Origin of the sequence: Streptomyces sp. 4N124 (assembly GCF_052245395.1) — a bacterium.
Classification (GTDB): domain Bacteria; phylum Actinomycetota; class Actinomycetes; order Streptomycetales; family Streptomycetaceae; genus Streptomyces.
In genome coordinates this window covers 120,110-136,451 of record NZ_JBQQBS010000015.1, presented here as the reverse complement: position 1 = coordinate 136,451, position 16,342 = coordinate 120,110, and the positions used below count along the sequence as shown (strand labels likewise).

The following is a 16,342-nucleotide window of genomic DNA, read 5'->3' as shown; positions in this document are numbered from 1 at the left end:
GTCACTCCTTGTCGTCGTCGGGGGCGCTCTCGACCGGGTAGCCCATGGCGGCCGCGAGCCGGTGTTTCGCGGTGCGGCGGGTGGATCGGACGGTCGCCTCGCGGATGCCCATGATCAGGGCCGTGTGCTTGGTGTCGAACTCGAGCAGATCGCGCAGCACGAGCACGTCGAACTGCCGCTCGCTCAGTCGTGTCATCTGCCGGAACAGGCCGAGGCCCTCCTCCAGTTCAGCGATCTCCGCGCCGTGCTCGGCGTGGAAGGCGCTGCGGAAGGCGGCGAGCAGGGGTGCGCTGGCCGCCTTGATGGCCCGCTCGAACGCCAGGGTCTCGGTGGTGGCCGGACTGCGGCCCTGGTCGGCGAGTTCACCGTGGACGCGCTGCTTGAACAGCGCCCAGGCATACGCGCCGGGGTTCTCCATGGCCTCCAGCCGGGGCCAGATGGTGGCCAGGTACAGGAAGGTGCGGTCGACCAGCCGCCGGGCGGCGACGGCGTTGCCGCCGAGGTGGATGCGGCTGTACTCGAAGCACGCCCGGTCGTAGCGGGCCTGGAAGTCCCAGAACTCGGGCGGCATCGAGGAGTCGGGACGGTGCGTCATGGGTCCTGCGGGGTCGGGCTGCCTGCTGGTCATCGGTGGCCTCCTTCGTCCAAGGAGGCCGGGGTGGCAGCTGAGGGCTGAGTCTGCTGCTCGCTGAGGGCGGTGGCCCCGATGCGAACTCCGGCACCGAGGAGGCGCCGCACTAAGAACCACACGTCTGGCGCGAAAGACCGCGCCGCCGCGGAGGTGGCCAGCACGAGGCTGACTACTTCGTAGTTCACAGTGATTGCATTCCTTGTCTGTCGGACGGTGCCATGACCGCTCCCTCCCCCGCGCGATGCGGGCCGGGCACCTGGAGCATCGTTGCTCTGGAGAACAGGTAAGCGGACCGGACCCGTCGAACGTGCAGACCTTCAAGCAGATCTTTCTAACGGAGGGTAGCTTTCCGCTGACTGTTGGCCATGGGCGAATTCGCAATCGTTTTCCGCCAAAGCCGCGCCACCCCTGACGCCTTCCGCGCCACCCCTGCCGAACTGGGCATCCATCGAAAGCGAAAAACTCCGAACGCCATTTGCGCGAACGTGACATCACGCCGCCCGCTTTCCGCATGTGTCACAGATCACGTTTGACCGTGAGCGGCATCCAGACGGTCATGCACGGACGTGGACCGTCTCCGGCAGCGCGATCTGCCCCGTCACGAACTCGCTCCACAGCCCGAAGCGGAGCTTGTCGTCGTTCTTGCGTACGGTCGCGAAGGACGCCGTGCCGTGTGTGGCGCCCCAGGTGAGTTCGAAGCGCCGGGTGCCCACCCGTTGGTCGGGTGGGATCTGGCTCGGCGGGACGATCTCGTCCAGGGCCCAGCGGTAACCGCGTTCGCGGTAGGGGTGGGTGACCGTTTCCCAGGTCAGTTCCAGGATGGTGTTGCTCGCGGGGATGACGACGAGGGCGCCGCGCAGGCCGTTCGGGTGCCGGGTGTTGAAGGCGTGCACCTCGGCGGTGCCTTCGGGATAGAGGTGGCTGGTGCCACGACCGACCTGTGAGCCGTCGGGGCAGGCCGCTGGTCCGTTCGTCTCGATGACGGTCCGGGCGCAGACCGGGAGGTCCTTGGGGTGGAAATCCAGCGCCTCGTCGAAGAGGAAGACGAAGCGGCGGGGCGCGGCCGGCGGGCCGGCCGGTTCCGCGTGGCTGGTCCGGTCGAAAGCCACGCGGACGCCCGCTCCCCCGTCCCCGCCGACCCGCACCGTCAGGGAGTCGATGTTGCGCGGGCCGGACACGTCCGGTTCGTACGGCCGTTGCGGTCCGCCGGGCGCGGGATCCGGCGGAGCGCCGCCCTCCTCGGCTGCCCAGGCCGGTCCCGCCGTCGTCAGTAACACCGCGGCCAGGCCGCTGCTCCAGTGCCGTGTGCGCACCCCGCGCTCCCCTCTGGTCCGTCCACGTCGGTCCGTCCGCCCATGCTCACCCGGCCGCCCCGCCGCTCCCAGGCTCTGCCGGACCCAGGGACACGCAGACCCACCCGGGGCACCATGGACGTCATGGAACCTGCACAGGAGTTGGGGGAGTTCCTGCGGTCCCGGCGGGCACGCATCAGACCCGCGGACGTCGGCTTCGCCTCGGGGTCCGGGCCGCGCCGGGTGCCGGGGCTGCGGCGGGAGGAGGTCGCGTATCTGGCGGGGGTCAGCGTCGACTACTACGTACGGCTGGAGCAGGGCCGTAATCGCGGAGTGTCCGACAGCGTCCTCGGCGCCGTCGCCGACGCTCTGCGCATGGACGACGACGAGCGCGCCCATCTGGTCCGGCTGGCCCGCCCGGACGGCGCCTCCGGAGCACCCGACGGCCGTACCGCACGCCCGGGCGTGCGGCAGCTGCTCGACTGGATCTGCGCCCCTGCCCTGGCCGTTGACCACCGCCTGGACATCGTGGCCTGGAACCGGCCGGCCTGTGCGCTCATCACCGACTTCGCGGCGCTGCCGCCCACCGAGCGCAACATGGCGCGGCTGCATCTGCTCGACGCCGAGATCGGCGGCCGTTACCCCGACGTCGACTTCATCGCCCGGGAGGTGGTGGGGCAGCTGCGGATCGCCGCGGGCCGGTATCCGCGGGACGCGGCGCTGCACCGGCTCATCGCCCAACTTGCCGCGAAATCACCGGAGTTCCGGCATCACTGGGAACGGCATGCCGTGCACACCAAGTCGTCCGGGTTCAAGCGGGTGAACCATCCGGAGGCCGGCCCGCTGACCCTCGCCTACGAGATCACCCACTTTCCCCAGGACCCCGACCTGAGCCTCCTCGTGTACACGGCTGCGGCGGACACTCCGGAGGCTCAGGCCCTGCGGGTCATGGCGAACGCGTGAAAACAGTTCAGTGATCCGCGCAGCACGGTGTCGGATCCGGTACCTCGAAGGGCACCAGGACACCGCCGACCGCGGGCATGGCCGTGAGGACCAGTTCCCCGTCGTTCCACTGGGGACGCACATGATCCTGCGTCACCAGCCGGACGTCGGAGGCCGGTTGGCCCGCCGCTCCCAGCACGGTCACCCGGTCGATCGCGGAGCGCGTGAGCAGCTCCGCGATCGTCAGCGTGCCGGTGAGCGACGAGACCCCCGGGTAGACCACCGCGCGGCCGGCGTCATCGGGCGCGCCGCCCGTCACCTCGTACCCCTGGCCGGTGAGGCGCTCCTGGGCGGTGCGAAGGAGCGGCTGCGAGGGCAGGGTGAGGGACAGGGCGACGCGCGGCCGGTCGCCGCGCACCAGGTGCGTGCAGCCGAACGCGCCCTCGGGGAGGGCGAGTTCGGCCGCCAGCGCGTGCAACAGGTGGTCCGCCGCGAGCAGGTCCGTGACGCCCGCGTCGACGGTGAGGACGTGAGGTGTCACGAGGGCAGGACCCACACGGGGTTGGAGTAGAACCACAGGTCGGCCCACGGGTCGGCGTCGCCGACGACGTCGAGGGCGGGGCCCGCCGGGTCGACGGCCGCACCCATCGCGCCGACCGCGGACCGGTTGCCGTCGGTGCCGCGCAGGCGGACGTACAGCGGACGGTCGACCCGCCCGAGTTCGTAGGTGAGCCTGACCGTGCCCGTCGACTTGTTCACCTCGTACGACTTCACGACCTTGGCCGTCGGCGCGGTGAACGTGTCCTTGTCCGCGACCTCGCCCGTGACATCGCCCTGGATGACGTCGACGCGCGCCAGCTTCGGCAGGAAGCCGGCCCAGTTGGGGCCGCCGGCCAGCGCGATGTCCACCGTCAGGGTCACCCGCGTGCCCTTGCGGACATGCAGGGCGCCGCCCAGCGTGGCCCAGCGGTAGCCGCCGGAGACACGGACATCGAGGCCGCTGACGAGCTGTCCGTGGTCGACCCAGATGCGGCCCGCGCGGATGCCGTCCATCACGGCGGCGTAGTTGAAGCCGGCGGAGCCGACGTGAGTACGGCTGTACTGGCCGGGCCAGTAGTCGCCCTCGGTGAGGTCGATCGTGCCCCGGTAGACGGGGTCGGTGTGCTTGCCGTTGGCGAGGTAGTCGCTGTCCGGGCCGCCGCGCTTGGCGGTGTCCGTGTAGACGTTGTGGGAGTCGGAGTTGGCGGTGATCCACCAGGGCTTGCCCTCGGCGAGGAGGCTGTCCCACAGACCGCCGACGGTGGCGGTCATCCAGTCGAAGCCGCCCCAGGTGCGGTAGCTCTCCAGCGGGTAGCCGGCGAAGGAGTTGGCGCTGGGGTTGTTGTCGTAGATGCCCCGGGCCCGGCCCATCCCGATCGGCTTGGCGATACCTCCGGCCTGGTGGCCCGGCGCGCCCTCGAAGCCGACGGCTATCTGGCGGTCCGTGCCTGTCGCGTCACGCCAGGCGCGGATCTCGTGCGGGGAGTCGACACCGCGCCGCGCCGGGTGGTTGGCGAGCATCAGCGCGTCCTTGACCTTGCGCCGCTGGACCTGCTGGGCAAGGAAGTTGAGGCCGGCGATGGCGAGGGCCTCGTTGGCGGGGGTGGAGTCGGAGGCGCCCTTGACCGAGCCGTCGTAGTCGGTTTCGAACTGCTTCAGTACCGAGACCTCGTTCTTGCCCGGGTGCACGAAGACGGTTCCGTGCTCGGCGCCCGGGATGTTCCATTCCAGGCCCTGGAAGACAAGGGTGTCCTCGTAGGCGTCACGCGCGTCACGGATGTCCGGGTTGACCTTCTCCACACCGATCTTGGAGTGGGTGACATTGCCGTGGTCGGTGATGACCAGCCAGTCCATGCCGTGCTTGGCGCCCTGGCGGACCTGGTCGACGACGCGGTACTTGCCGTCGTTGCTGTACTGGGTGTGGATGTGGTGGTCGCCGGCCAGCCAGAGGAAACCGTTCTTGGGGCTGCTGCCGAGGGGCGCGGCGGGAGCGGCGGCCGCCGGGGCGGAACCGGCGGTCCCGGCCAGCACGCTGCCGGCCGCCAGGCCCGCGCCGAGCAGGCCGGTGCGGCGCAGCATCGTGCGGCGCGACTGCTGCTCGGGGGTCAGGGCCTCATCGGGAACGGAGGCATCGAAGGCGGCAGGCAGCGGCGAAGCCGGCTCGTGGCCGTGGTCATGGTCGTGCGCGTGTCCGTGACCGTGTGTGTGGTGATGCCCGTGTCCCATGAAGCGCCTCCTGGATGCCGCTGCCTTCTGCGGCTGCCTTCTCACGGCGCGAGTGCGCCGCGTGAGGAGAATCGAGGCGAAAGATGAACATTGAACGGCCGGGGGGTGATCACCGGGTTCCATGGACACGGCGGGTAAACCCGTCTCTCACTGTTCTCCCAACTGACCTTTACCGTCACACTGGTTGGCACTGAACCTGAGCCCCGTTCATGTTCTTCCGACTCCTCCGACCGGAGACACCCCCACCATGAGAAGACTGCTCGGCACCCTCACTGCCGCTGCGCTCGCCGTCACCGGCCTCGCCACCACCGGCTCGACCCCCGCGGCAGCCGCCACCGGCTCCTTCAACGTCCTCACGTACAACATCGCGGGCCTCCCGCTCGGCCTCGGCGACAGCGACCCGGAGACCAACACCCCGCTGATCGGCCAGCGGCTCGGGCCGTACGACATCGTGAACGTCCAGGAGGACTTCAACTACCACGCCTCCCTGTACGCCAACGACACCCACCCGCACCGCACGCCGACGAGTGGCGGCGCGGCCTTCGGTGACGGCATGAACACCCTCTCCGACTACTCCTTCGAGGACTTCCAGCGGGTGAAGTGGAACAACTGCACCGGCACCAACTGCCTCACCCCGAAGGGCTTCTCGCTGGCCCGGGTCCGCCTCGCCGAGGGCGTCTTCGTGGACCTCTACAACGTGCACACCAACGCGGACTCCGACGACGCCGCGCTCGCCGCCCGCCGCGCCAACATCGAGCAGATGTCGGACTTCATCCAGGCGAACTCCGCCGGCAACGCGGTGATCGTCATGGGCGACACGAACACGCGGTACACGCGCGCCGGCGACAACATCCGCACGCTCGTCTCCGAAAACGGCCTCAAGGACCCGTGGGTCGACCTGGTCAAGGGCGGCACTCCGCCCGCACAGGGCAGCGACCCCCTGCTCTGCGACTCCGCCGCCCCGGCGAACGACTGCGAGGTCGTCGACAAGGTCCTCTACCGCGGCAGCGACCTCGTCTCCCTGAACGCCACCCGTTACAACAACGACTGGAAGTCCTTCCTCCGCTCCGACGGCAAGCACCTCTCCGACCACTTCCCGCACACGGTCGACTTCTCGTACACCGTCAACTCCTCCCTCAAGGCGAGCGACTTCTGGGGCGGCCCGCACGGCACGGCGTTCAACGACGCGGACGACCTGCCGGGCACCGTCTCGCCTCGCACGCTGACGCTGCGCGGCTCCTCCCGCCTGGACGCGGTCTCCCTGACCCACGACGGCGGTACGACGCTCAGCCACGGCGGCACGGGCGGCACGGCGACGTCCCTGACCCTCGCCTCCGGGGAGCACCTCACCTCCGTCAAGCTGACGCAGGGTCAGAAGGACGGCCACACAAGGATCTTCTCGGCCGCCTTCACCACGGACAAGGGCCGCACCCTGACCTCCGGCACGGCAACGTCCGCCGCGAAGACCTTCACGGCCCCGTCCGGCTGGCAGATCGTCGGCTTCACGGGCCGCGCGGGGGGCGAGATCGACAAGCTGGGTGTGCTGTACGCGCCGATCGGCTGACGGGCATCAGCCCTCAGGGTGCTCAGGATGACGCGGTCGGCTGCCTCAGACGGCGGCCGACCGCCGGAGCGAACTCACACCGGAAGACAGACCTCGGCCCAGACGGTCTTGTACGTCGAGCCCGGGCGGACGTCCACTCCCCACGCGCGGGCCAGCCCCGCGACCAGCACCAGCCCGCGCCCACCCTCGTCCGACGGCTCCCCACGCACGGGCAGACACTCCACGCGGGCGTCCGCGACCTCCACCCGCATCACCTCGCCCCGCAGCAACAGCCGTACGCGGAAGGCACGCCCACGCACCCGTCCGTGCCGTACGGCATTCGCGGCCAGTTCGGCGACGACGAGGCTCACGGACTCGTTCGCCTCGCTGCCATGGCCGTATCCCCACACGTCCATCCGGTTCGCGACCAGGTGACGGGCGTGCCGGGCGCCGCGCGGAGTGGAGCTGAACAGCTGCGTGAACGTACTGACGGTGACGGGTGGTTGAACCCGGGTCTCTCCTGGCATGCCTCAACGGTCCCGGCGGACCCGGGAGTCGCCCAGGCACGAAACTCGTACGGTACGGGTTGTACGAGTTACGGAGTGGACAGGCGCCGTAACGGTCCGTGACCATTGGGGACTTGGCGGGGTTTGGCACCAAGGCACTCGGGAGTTCCCGTATGACCGACAGCACCATCAGCACCGAGACCGTTCCGAACGAGCCCGAGCCGTCCGACAGCTTGAAGGCGTTCGGGGAGGCACACAAGGCCTTTCGCAAACGGGCGGGTCACACCCAGGAGGACTACGCGCCACTGATCGGCTACCAGCCGTCGACCGTCGCGTCCATCGAGCAGGGCCGCCGGTTTCCGCAACGCCGGTTCGTCGAACGCGCGGAAGAGATCCTGGACGCGTTCGGCGTGCTGAAGGGGGTGTACAAGCACGCGACCCGCGAGAAGGGGCTGGCGTCGTGGTTCCGGCAGTGGGCGGAGCTGGAGGAGCTGGCGATCAGTCTGTACACGTTCGAGAACCGGTTGGTGCCGGGGCTTTTGCAGACGGAGGGGTATGCGCGGACGTTGTTCCGGGAGCGCATCCCGGTGATCAGCGATTCGGAGATCGAGGCAAGAGTCGTGGCCCGCCTGGAGCGGCAGTTCTTGCTGACCGAGCGGCCCAACACGATCTTCAGCTTCATCGTCGAGGAGCACGTCCTGCGTCGACAGACGGGTGGCCCCGAGGCCATGCGCGAGCAGATCGAGCACATCTTGGAAGCCACGGACCCGCGCAACGTGGAGATCCAGGTGATGCCGATGTCACGCGGCGTCCACGCGGGCCACGCCGGGCCCATCCAGTTGCTGGAGACCCCCGAGAACGAGTGGTTCGCCTACTGCGAAGCGCAGGAGAGCGGTCGGTTCATCACTGACCCGAAAGCGATCAGCCTGCTCCACATGCGGTATGCGAAACTTCGCTCACAGGCTCTGACCCCGGAGGACTCCCGGAGCCTGCTGGAGCGGATGCGAGGAGCGCTATGAGCACCACCGAACTGGCCTGGTTCAAGAGCAGCTACAGCGGTGACAGTTCCAGCGACTGCGTCGAAGTCGCCACCTGCCCCACCACCATCCACATCCGCGACTCCAAGAACACCACCGGCCCCCAACTCGCCCTATCCCCCACCGCCTGGACCGAGTTCGTGGAGTTCGCTGCGCGAGGCTGACGGTCGTGACGCGAGTCGTGGTGGTGCACGGGATCGGGCACCAGTGGTCGGGGGCGGAGCTGATGGGCCGGGACGCGGTACCTGCGCTGCGGGACGGTGTGCGGCTCGGGTCGGGGCTGCGGCTGGACGAGGACGACGTGGCGTGCGCGTTCTACGGTGACGTCTTCTTCGAGGAGGGGACGCGCTCGTGGGACGTGCCGCCGTGGGACGAGTACGACGTCGACGAGGGCTTCGAGGCTGAGTTGCTGCGGGCCTGGTGGGAGGCGGGGACGGAGCGGGATCCGGGGGTCACGCCGCCGGACGAGGCCGGCACCAGGGCGTTCCCCGGCACGGCCGCGCTGCTGTCCGACCGGGCGCGCGCGGCGCTGGACGCGCTGTCCGGGTCGCGGTTCTTCGGCACGTACTCGGACCGCATGATGGTGTTCGCCCTCAAGCAGGTGCGGCGCTACATGAACGAACCGCCCGTCTGGCAGACCGCACGTGCGCGCGTGGCCGAGGAGATCGGCCCGGACACGCGGGTTTTGGTGGCGCATTCGCTGGGCTCGGTCGTGGCGTACGAGGCACTGTGCGACCACCCCGAGTGGCCGGTGACCGACTTCGTCACCGTCGGCTCGCCGCTGGGGCTGTCGCTGATCTTCAACCGGCTGAGCCCGCTGCCGGAGGACGGCAAGGGCACGTGGCCCGGCGGCATCCGGCGGTGGACGAACCTCACGGACCCCGGTGACCTGGTCGCCGTGGTCAATCAACTTGCCCCGCGTTTCAGTGGAGTTGTCGACGAGTCGCTCGACAATGGGACAGCTCCGCACAGCCTGCTGCGCTATCTGACCGCGAAGAAGACGGGACGGGCGATCGCCGAGGGGCTCGCGTGACGGACGTAGCCGCCGGGCGGCGCTTCCTCGTCTCCGTCGGGGTGAGTACGTACAAGGACTCCGGCATCCCGGGCCTGCCGGGCGCCACGGTCGACGCGGAGCGGGTGGCGAAGCTGCTCGCGCCCATGGGGTACACCCGGGTGTTGGCTGATCTGTCCTCGAATCCGTCCCGCGGTGCGCTGGTCGAAGGACTGGACGAGTGGGCGTACGAAGCGGAGTTGGGCCCTGAGGACACGGTGGTGGTCTACTTCGCGGGCCACGGCCAGAAGGACGGCCAGGACCACTACCTGCTGTGCTCGAATCACCGGCCGAACCTCTGGTCGACGGCGGTACGCAGCGACGAGTTGGCGAAGCCGCTGGTGCGCAGCCCGGTCGGGCATCTGCTGGTCATCCTGGACACGTGCTTCGCAAGCGCCGGTACGGAGAGTGTCGCCGCGCTGGCGACCCAGCTCACGCGCACGCGGCGCGGGAGCGCCCAGCGCGCGATGATCGCGGCGGCGCGGGGCAAGGAGACGGCGAAGGAGAACAAGTTCGTCGACGCGTTGACGCGGGCGCTGACCATGCCCCGGACCGGGCCTTCGCCGCGTTACTTGAGCGTCCGCGAAGTGACCGCCCACGTCAACGAACTTCTGGACTCCCCGCGTCAGCAGGCGAGCCACTCCGTCATCGACAGCGCCGGACAGGACCCCTTCTTCGACAACCCCCTCTACATCCCGACGGCGGATCAAAACGGCCTGGATCTAGGTGTGTTGGCCAGGCTGCGGAGGCGGCACGAGGGCCACTACGGGCCGAGGGGAAGGGGGTTGGAGCACGCCGGCGAGCGGGGCGACTACTTCACCGGTCGTACCTCCGTGCTCGGTTCGCTGGCCGACTGGCTGCGGGGGCCGCACGACCGTAAGGCACGCGTGATCACCGGTGATCCGGGGTCGGGCAAGTCCGCGCTGCTGGGGCGGTTCCTGGACCTGACCGATCCGCAGCACCCGGCTCGGAGTACGCGTCCTGACGCTCGCTGGTTACCGGAGCCGGGGCTGGAGGTCGTACGGCTGTGGGCACGTCGGTCCAGCGGCACGAACCTCGTCCAGGACCTCGGGGCGGCAGTCTCCCTGCCCGACGCCGACCTGCACCAACTCCTCAAGGCGTTGGGCGAGCGTACGGACCGGATCGTCATCGTGATCGACTCGCTCGACGAGGCGGGTACGGCGGGGGACCCGACCGAAGGGCGCCGTATCGCAAGGGAGTTGCTGCAACCGTTGTCCGCGATGTCAGCGGTGCGGCTGATCGTCGGGACGCGGCGTGATCTGATCCCGGCCCTGGGGCAGGCCGTTGAGGTCCTGGACCTGGACACGGACGAGCATGCGCGGGAGGCGGTCACGGACTACGCCAGGGCGCTCCTCCTGGACTCCCACGACCCGGACAGCCGTTCGCCCTATCGCCATGCCCCAGAACGTGCCAATGAGGTGGCTGAAGGTATCGCCGCACAGGCCGGGCGCTCCTTCCTCGTGGCCCGCATGAACGCGCGTGCGCTCGTGCACCGGCAGCAAGTCATCGACACCGGCGAGGAGGGATGGGAACTCTCCCTGCCGAGCGACGCCAAGCAGGCCTTCGCCGACTATCTGGAACGGTTCGGGCCCCAACGGCAGCGAGTCGTACGGCTGTTGCGACCCCTCGCGTACGCCCAGGGGGCGGGGCTGCCCTGGGCGACCGTCTGGGCACCGCTGGCGGAGGCGCTGTCCGGGACACCGTGCAGCAATGACGATCTGGAGTGGCTGTTCGAGGTCGCGGGCTCGTACATCACGGAGGAGGAGAGCGGCGGCGGGTCGGTGTTCCGGCTGTACCACGAGACGATGGCCGAGTATCTGCGGGTGCCGAGCTCGTCCGTGGACCATCAGCGGGCCATCGCCCTCAAGTTGAGGGAACTCGCGGAGGGGGACTGGGCGTCCGCGCATCCGTACGTGCTCACAGATCTGGCGAGTCACGCCGTCGCCGGAGGCGTCCTCGACCAACTACTCAGTGACACCGAGTACGTCGTGCACGCGGATCCGGCGACTCTTCTGCGGGCTCTGGACACCTCGACCGGCGGGTACACCGAGAAGTTCGCGCCCGTGTACCGAACGTCGGCGCATCTGCTGTTGACGGCGGACGCGGAGGCACGGCGCGACATCCTCTCCATCGACGCGGCACGTTACCGCCGCCCCGAACTCGCCGAACGTCTTGCCCGAGGGCGTGCCTGGCAGGTCACTTGGGCGACGGGCGGGCTGGTGCATCCGGCGCACCGCAGGACGTTGGTCCACGGTCTGGATGATCCGGACGTGCTCAGTTGCAGGATCGACGGCCGTGACTACGCCTTCACCAATGGGGCCGAATTCGGCACCCTCCGCCAGTGGGACCTCCAGACCGGCGAATGCACCCGCACCTTCGGCGTTGGCAAGCCTGCGCGGATTCTCGGCAAGCTGATGGTCGGCGACCGCCCGCACGCCCTCGTGGTGAACGAAAGTCTCCAGCTTTGGGACCTCCAAAACGGAGAGTGCACACACTCGATCGACGTGCCGGACGGGCTTACAGACGAAGCCTGCGCCATCACGATCGGCGACCGGCCCCACGTGCTCATGGACGTCGACGAGACCGTGGAGATGCGGGATCTTGAAACCGGCGAATGCACGCTCACCCTCATCGGGCACACGCGGGAATTGACTGCGATCGGCACCATTGGCATCAACGGCCGACCGCACGCTCTCACCAGCAGCTACGACTCGACTGTACGGCTGTGGGACCTCCGAACCGGCGCGTGCGTGCGCACCCTTACCGAGTCCTTCGGCTTCGCTGTGCACGGCGCCACCATCGGCGACCGCCCGCACGCCCTCCTGGGCGATTACGAGGGCCCCGTGCGCCTATGGGACCTCCAGAGCGGCGAATGCAAGCGCACCCTCGACGGGCACACCCAAATGGTGAAGGCGATCGACACCATCACCCTCAAGGGCCGACCCCACGCTCTCAGCGTTGGCGAAGACGACACCGTGCGGCTGTGGGACCTCCAAACCGGTGTGTGCACACAGGTACTCACCGGACACAGCAACGCGATCGAGGCGGTCTGCGGTGTCTCCGTCAACAGTCGGCCCCACGCCCTGACCGCATCCCGCGACGGGTCCGTCCGCCTGTGGAGCCTCGACAGCAGTCACGCGACGGCAGCCCCCCGCTGGCACACGAATTGGGTGATGGGTGTCGCCGCCACCACCCTCAACAATCGCGCGCACGCCGTCACCGCGAGCCTCGATAACTCCTCGAGGCTCTGGGATGTCCAGTCAGGTGAATGCGTCCGTGTACTGACCGAGGACGGTGTGACTTTCCCTCGGGCAGTCTCCGGCCTCGACATCAACGGTCGCCCTCACGCCGTGACCGCAGATTTCCGCGCTGCACGCTTGTGGGACCTCCAGACCGGCGAATGCAAGCGGACCCTCACCGCGGGCACCGGCCTGGAGTTCCAAGCCCTGCATGCGCTCACGTTCGACGCCCGCCCGTACGCCCTCGCAGGCGGCGACAGCGGTGCCCTTCATATGTGGGACCTCCACACCGGCGAACAGCGCACCCTGACCGGGGACCAAGGGACTGTCCTGGCAGTGTCCAGCGTCAGCATCAACGGCAATCCACACGCCCTCAGTAGCGATTTTCCAGGTGCTTTGCTTCTCTGGGACCTCCGAACCGGGGAGTGCGTGACGACTCTCGTAGAAGAGGGCCCTGCGATGCGATCAGTGTGTGGGATCTCCCTCAACGGCCGTCCACACGCCGTCGCCAGCCAGGACTCGACCGTACGGCTGTGGGATCTTCAGACACGCACATGCACGCGTATCCTCTCCGGACACACAGACGATGTGAGCGCGATCAGCCCCGTCACCCTCGACAACCGCCCCCACATCCTCACCGCCGCCCGTGACGCAACCGCCCGCCTCTGGGACCTGGAGACCGGCGCCTGCACCGAAGTCATCTCCCTCCCCCTCCGCGCCACAGCCGCCACGGCCATCGGCGACCGGCTCCTCATCTGCTTCGCCAACGACATCGCCCTCTTCCAGCGCCCCACAAACCACTAGGGCAGGTCGCGGCTGCGGACGCCATGACTTGGGTTGCAGGTCAGTCCTTCGCTGGAGGCTCAGCCTCTGGCAGCGCCGGATAATCAGTCGGGTAGAGGCCGGCCGCGAAGCCGTACACCACATCGCCTCCGCGCGGCAGCTGCGCGTAGTCGTTGGCGAGTTCCAGGACCCGCGCCCAGAACTCGCGGGCCTGCTCCCGCGGGATCCGTACGTGCCGCACGATCGAGGAGAGTTGATCTGCCTGGTGTGCGGGGGCCGACTCGGCGGCGGCCGTGGCGAGATCATTGTTGCAGTACGGCGTGGTCTCGCCGTCGGTCGGGCTGATCGTGCCGACGCGGAAGATGCGCGCGGTGCGGCCGTAGTAGCGCTCGTCGATGGCTCGCACCCGGCGGGTCCGCACGACCTTCAGCAGCTGGGCATCGGCCAGGGCGCTCACGTGGTGCGCGACCGTGCTCTTGGGGCGGCCGAGTGCGGAGGCCAGTTCGCTTACGGTCGCGGCGCGTTCGAGGAGCAGCTCGAGGATGGCGTTGCGCAGTGGGTTGGCCAGCGCGCGGAGCTGGGCCGGGGCTGTCACATCTGTGACGTCGGCAAGGTCGTAGTCGGGGAGGCGAGTATTGTTCGACACCTCTCGATTATTCTAAAGTTCCGGATCATTCGCTACCCACGAGGCAAGGGGTTCGGGCATGACAGAGGTCGTACTGTTCCATCACTCGCAGGGGCTGACCCCCGGAGTCGCCGCTTTCGCCGACGAACTCCGCGCGGCCGGCCACACCGTCCACACGCCCGATCTCTTCGACGGGCGAACGTTCGGCTCCCTTGAGGAGGGCATGGGCTACGTGGAGCAGGTCGGGTTCGGCGAGATCACCGAGCGCGGTGTCCGCGCGGCCGAACTCCTGCCGCGGGACACCGTTTATGTCGGCTTCTCGCTCGGTGTGCTGCCCGCCCAGAAGCTGGCGCAGACGCGGGCGGGCGCGCGGGGCGCGCTCCTGTTCCACGCCTGCATCCCCGTCTCGGAGTTCGGTTCGGCATGGCCTGACCATGTGCCGGTGCAGGTGCATGCGAAGGAAGCCGATCCGTTGTTCACTGAGGACATCGACGCTGCCCGCGCGCTCGTCTCCGACTGCGCTGACGCGGAGATGTTCCTGTACCCCGGAGACCAGCACCTGTTCGCGGACAATTCGCTGTCGTCCTACGACCCGGACGCTGCCAAGCTCCTGACCCGGCGGGCGATCGAGTTCCTCGGCTCGCGCTAGGTGTGCTGATCGGAGAGGTTGGCAGATCGTCCGGTGTGCACCAGCCGCGGCCATCGGCTTCGTACTCCTGCAGACCGGTGCGATCGCCGTCCACCTGACCGGCGAAGACCGCCGGATCACGCTCAACGTCGGGCTCACCGCCACCGCGGCCGTGACTGTCTGGCTGGCCACCAGGCTGTGAGGTAGTACGCACTCAGACGTGGGTTGGTGGCCAGGCAGCCCAGAGCAACCAACGGTCGGCCCGCCTCGACCAGTGTTCTTCGGCAAGTGCGGCTCCAGTTGGGCAGGTCACTAGGCGAAAACCACCAGGCCAAAACCTAGGACCCCTAGGTAAGCTGCCCCCATGAGCCCCAGAGCCGGCCTGACCCCCGACCGCCTCACCCAGGCCGCCGCCGACCTCGCCGACGAAACCGGCTTCGAGAACGTCACCCTCTCCGCCCTGGCCCGCCACTTCGGCGTGAAGGACGCGAGCCTCTACTCGCACGTCAAGAGCCTCCAGGAGTTGCGTACCCGGGTCGCGCTGCTCGCCGGTGGGGAGATGATCGAGCGGATCGCCGTCGCCGTGGCGGGCCGGGCAGGCAAGGACGCGCTGGTCGCGTTCGCCGGGGCCTACCGCGCGTACGCGCTGGAGCACCCGGGGCGGTACGCCGCCACACAGATCCGCATCGACCAGGCCCTCGTCGCAGAGTCCCCCGTCCTGCGCCGCACCACCGAGATCACCTACGGGATGCTGCGCGCGTACGGCCTCGAAGAGCCCGATCTCACCGACGCCGTACGCCTGTTGCGCAGCACCTTCCACGGCTACTGCGCCCTGGAGGCGGGCGGCGGCTTCGGTGCGCCTCGCGATGTGCGGAAATCATGGGACGCGGCGGTGGCGGCGCTGCACGTGGCGTTGGATCACTGGCCCCGAAGCAAGGAGAAGCGTGACTGACCTGTATTACGACATAGCCGGCAGCGGGCCCGTCCTGCTCATCGTTCCCGGTGGTGCCGGGCACCCCATGGGCCTGGACGGGATGACGGCGAGGCTCGCCGAGCGGTTCACGGTCGTGACGTACGACCCGCTCGGGCTCGCGCACGGGCGCCTCGGGCTGCCCGTTGCCGACCAGCAGGTCGAGGACTGGAGCGACGGCGCCGGCCGGGTGCTAGACGCCGTACTCCCCGACGGGCAGTCCGCGTACGTCTACGGTACCAGCGCCGGCGGAGTCGTGGCCCTCGATCTGCTCGCCCGGCATCCCGAACGGCTGCGGCACGTCATCGCGCACGAACCGCCGAGCGTCGGTGTGCTGCCCGACGGGGCACGGCATCAGGCCATGTTCGCGGAGGTGTGCGACCGTTATCGCGCGGCGGGGCTCGCGGCCGCCGCCTCCCTGATGACCGCCATGCTGACGTCGAGCGAGCCCACGGAGGTCTCGGACGTTCAACGTCTCTCGCGTGACGAGGAGTTGGCCCATCCCATGGCCCTCTCCCTCCGCCATGTCCTGCGCCCGTTCACCTCGTACGCTCCCGACCTCAAGAAGCTCACCTCCCTCTCCTCCCGCCTCACCCTCGCCGCCGGAACCGACTCCCGCGGCCAACTCCTTCACCGCACCGCCGAGTTCCTCGCCCAGGCCCTGCGCGGCGACTTCGCAGAGTTCCCCGGCGGACACCTCGGCGCCGTCCAGGAACCCGTCCTCTTTGCCCAGCGGCTCGCGGAAACGCTGGTTCCGGTCGGCGCCCCAGGCGCCACGCCGACCACTTAGACTGGAAGCTTCGCGAATG

Annotated in this window: 15 protein-coding genes and 1 pseudogene; 10 read left to right on the top strand and 6 right to left on the bottom strand. The window is 69.0% G+C overall.

What is annotated here, in order from left to right:
- Position 1 precedes the first annotated feature (1 nt).
- Both ACTWQO_RS17890 and ACTWQO_RS17885 read right to left on the bottom strand, forming a co-directional pair.
- On the bottom strand, positions 2–628 hold the full coding sequence (locus tag ACTWQO_RS17890) for a sigma-70 family RNA polymerase sigma factor (RefSeq protein WP_443238324.1): 627 nt from the start codon (positions 626–628) through the stop codon (positions 2–4).
- Between the two features lie 557 nt (positions 629–1,185).
- On the bottom strand, positions 1,186–1,944 hold the full coding sequence (locus tag ACTWQO_RS17885) for a hypothetical protein (RefSeq protein WP_443238323.1): 759 nt from the start codon (positions 1,942–1,944) through the stop codon (positions 1,186–1,188).
- A 123-nt stretch (positions 1,945–2,067) separates the two neighbouring features.
- Between ACTWQO_RS17885 and ACTWQO_RS17880 the strand changes: the two genes are divergently transcribed.
- Positions 2,068–2,886: a helix-turn-helix transcriptional regulator gene (locus ACTWQO_RS17880; RefSeq protein ID WP_443238322.1), complete on the top strand. Its 819-nt coding sequence runs from the start codon at positions 2,068–2,070 to the stop codon at positions 2,884–2,886.
- Positions 2,887–2,893: 7 nt separating this feature from the next.
- Here the strand turns inward: ACTWQO_RS17880 and ACTWQO_RS17875 are convergent, their stop codons facing one another.
- Together ACTWQO_RS17875 and ACTWQO_RS17870 are read right to left on the bottom strand one after the other, a co-directional pair.
- Positions 2,894–3,406 carry a hypothetical protein gene (locus ACTWQO_RS17875; RefSeq protein ID WP_443238321.1) on the bottom strand — a complete coding sequence of 171 codons (513 nt, stop codon included), beginning with the start codon at positions 3,404–3,406 and terminating at the stop codon, positions 2,894–2,896.
- Positions 3,403–5,130, bottom strand: coding sequence for a PHP domain-containing protein (locus tag ACTWQO_RS17870; RefSeq protein ID WP_443238320.1), 1,728 nt, complete (start codon positions 5,128–5,130; stop codon positions 3,403–3,405). The genes ACTWQO_RS17875 and ACTWQO_RS17870 overlap by 4 nt, the downstream gene beginning before the upstream one ends.
- 247 nt (positions 5,131–5,377) lie before the next feature.
- On the opposite strand from ACTWQO_RS17870, the gene ACTWQO_RS17865 reads away from it, so the two are divergent.
- A complete protein-coding gene (locus ACTWQO_RS17865; RefSeq protein ID WP_443238319.1) occupies positions 5,378–6,694 on the top strand; it encodes a jacalin-like lectin in 1,317 nt (438 codons plus the stop codon).
- A gap of 74 nt (positions 6,695–6,768) precedes the next feature.
- Here ACTWQO_RS17865 and ACTWQO_RS17860 read toward each other — a convergent pair whose 3' ends face one another.
- The gene (locus ACTWQO_RS17860; protein ID WP_443238318.1) at positions 6,769–7,200 is read right to left on the bottom strand and encodes an ATP-binding protein; all 432 of its coding nucleotides are present in this window, start codon (positions 7,198–7,200) and stop codon (positions 6,769–6,771) included.
- 152 nt (positions 7,201–7,352) lie between these two features.
- Between ACTWQO_RS17860 and ACTWQO_RS17855 the strand changes: the two genes are divergently transcribed.
- Genes ACTWQO_RS17855 through ACTWQO_RS17840 form a run of 4 tightly spaced genes read left to right on the top strand, consistent with a single transcriptional unit; the run spans position 7,353 to position 13,331 of the window.
- Positions 7,353–8,198: a helix-turn-helix domain-containing protein gene (locus ACTWQO_RS17855; protein ID WP_443238317.1), complete on the top strand. Its 846-nt coding sequence runs from the start codon at positions 7,353–7,355 to the stop codon at positions 8,196–8,198.
- On the top strand, positions 8,195–8,380 hold the full coding sequence (locus ACTWQO_RS17850) for a DUF397 domain-containing protein (RefSeq protein WP_443238316.1): 186 nt from the start codon (positions 8,195–8,197) through the stop codon (positions 8,378–8,380). Before ACTWQO_RS17855 ends, ACTWQO_RS17850 begins: the two co-directional genes overlap by 4 nt.
- 5 nt (positions 8,381–8,385) lie before the next feature.
- A complete protein-coding gene (locus ACTWQO_RS17845; protein WP_443238315.1) occupies positions 8,386–9,249 on the top strand; it encodes an antibiotic ABC transporter ATP-binding protein in 864 nt (287 codons plus the stop codon).
- The gene (locus ACTWQO_RS17840) at positions 9,246–13,331 is read left to right on the top strand and encodes a caspase family protein (protein ID WP_443238314.1); all 4,086 of its coding nucleotides are present in this window, start codon (positions 9,246–9,248) and stop codon (positions 13,329–13,331) included. The genes ACTWQO_RS17845 and ACTWQO_RS17840 overlap by 4 nt, the downstream gene beginning before the upstream one ends.
- Positions 13,332–13,371: 40 nt before the next feature.
- Here the strand turns inward: ACTWQO_RS17840 and ACTWQO_RS17835 are convergent, their stop codons facing one another.
- Positions 13,372–13,956, bottom strand: a complete 585-nt coding sequence (locus ACTWQO_RS17835; RefSeq protein WP_443238313.1) for an ArsR/SmtB family transcription factor — start codon at positions 13,954–13,956, stop codon at positions 13,372–13,374.
- Positions 13,957–14,014: 58 nt separating this feature from the next.
- Here ACTWQO_RS17835 and ACTWQO_RS17830 point away from each other — a divergent pair, with 58 nt between their 5' ends.
- From ACTWQO_RS17830 to ACTWQO_RS17815, 4 genes and pseudogenes are all read left to right on the top strand, one after another.
- Entirely contained in the window at positions 14,015–14,584 is a 570-nt protein-coding gene (locus tag ACTWQO_RS17830; protein WP_443238312.1) for a dienelactone hydrolase family protein, read from the top strand.
- Between the two features lie 37 nt (positions 14,585–14,621).
- Positions 14,622–14,765 (top strand): annotated as a pseudogene (locus ACTWQO_RS17825) (DoxX family protein); the annotation flags it as partial.
- A 162-nt stretch (positions 14,766–14,927) separates the two neighbouring features.
- Positions 14,928–15,515 (top strand): TetR/AcrR family transcriptional regulator, encoded by a 588-nt coding sequence (locus ACTWQO_RS17820; protein WP_443238311.1) that lies wholly within the window; start codon positions 14,928–14,930, stop codon positions 15,513–15,515.
- Positions 15,508–16,323, top strand: a complete 816-nt coding sequence (locus ACTWQO_RS17815; protein ID WP_443238310.1) for an alpha/beta fold hydrolase — start codon at positions 15,508–15,510, stop codon at positions 16,321–16,323. The genes ACTWQO_RS17820 and ACTWQO_RS17815 overlap by 8 nt, the downstream gene beginning before the upstream one ends.
- Positions 16,324–16,342 lie beyond the last annotated feature (19 nt).

What these genes read in the sequence shown, in the direction of transcription:
- ACTWQO_RS17890 (WP_443238324.1), bottom strand. Translation starts at nt 628, where the DNA reads ATGACCAGCAGGCAGCCCGACCCCGCAGGACCCATGACGCACCGTCCC.
- ACTWQO_RS17880 (WP_443238322.1), top strand. Translation starts at nt 2,068, where the DNA reads ATGGAACCTGCACAGGAGTTGGGGGAGTTCCTGCGGTCCCGGCGGGCA.
- ACTWQO_RS17870 (WP_443238320.1), bottom strand. Translation starts at nt 5,130, where the DNA reads ATGGGACACGGGCATCACCACACACACGGTCACGGACACGCGCACGAC.
- ACTWQO_RS17865 (WP_443238319.1), top strand. Translation starts at nt 5,378, where the DNA reads ATGAGAAGACTGCTCGGCACCCTCACTGCCGCTGCGCTCGCCGTCACC.
- ACTWQO_RS17860 (WP_443238318.1), bottom strand. Translation starts at nt 7,200, where the DNA reads ATGCCAGGAGAGACCCGGGTTCAACCACCCGTCACCGTCAGTACGTTC.
- ACTWQO_RS17855 (WP_443238317.1), top strand. Translation starts at nt 7,353, where the DNA reads ATGACCGACAGCACCATCAGCACCGAGACCGTTCCGAACGAGCCCGAG.
- ACTWQO_RS17850 (WP_443238316.1), top strand. Translation starts at nt 8,195, where the DNA reads ATGAGCACCACCGAACTGGCCTGGTTCAAGAGCAGCTACAGCGGTGAC.
- ACTWQO_RS17830 (WP_443238312.1), top strand. Translation starts at nt 14,015, where the DNA reads ATGACAGAGGTCGTACTGTTCCATCACTCGCAGGGGCTGACCCCCGGA.
- ACTWQO_RS17820 (WP_443238311.1), top strand. Translation starts at nt 14,928, where the DNA reads ATGAGCCCCAGAGCCGGCCTGACCCCCGACCGCCTCACCCAGGCCGCC.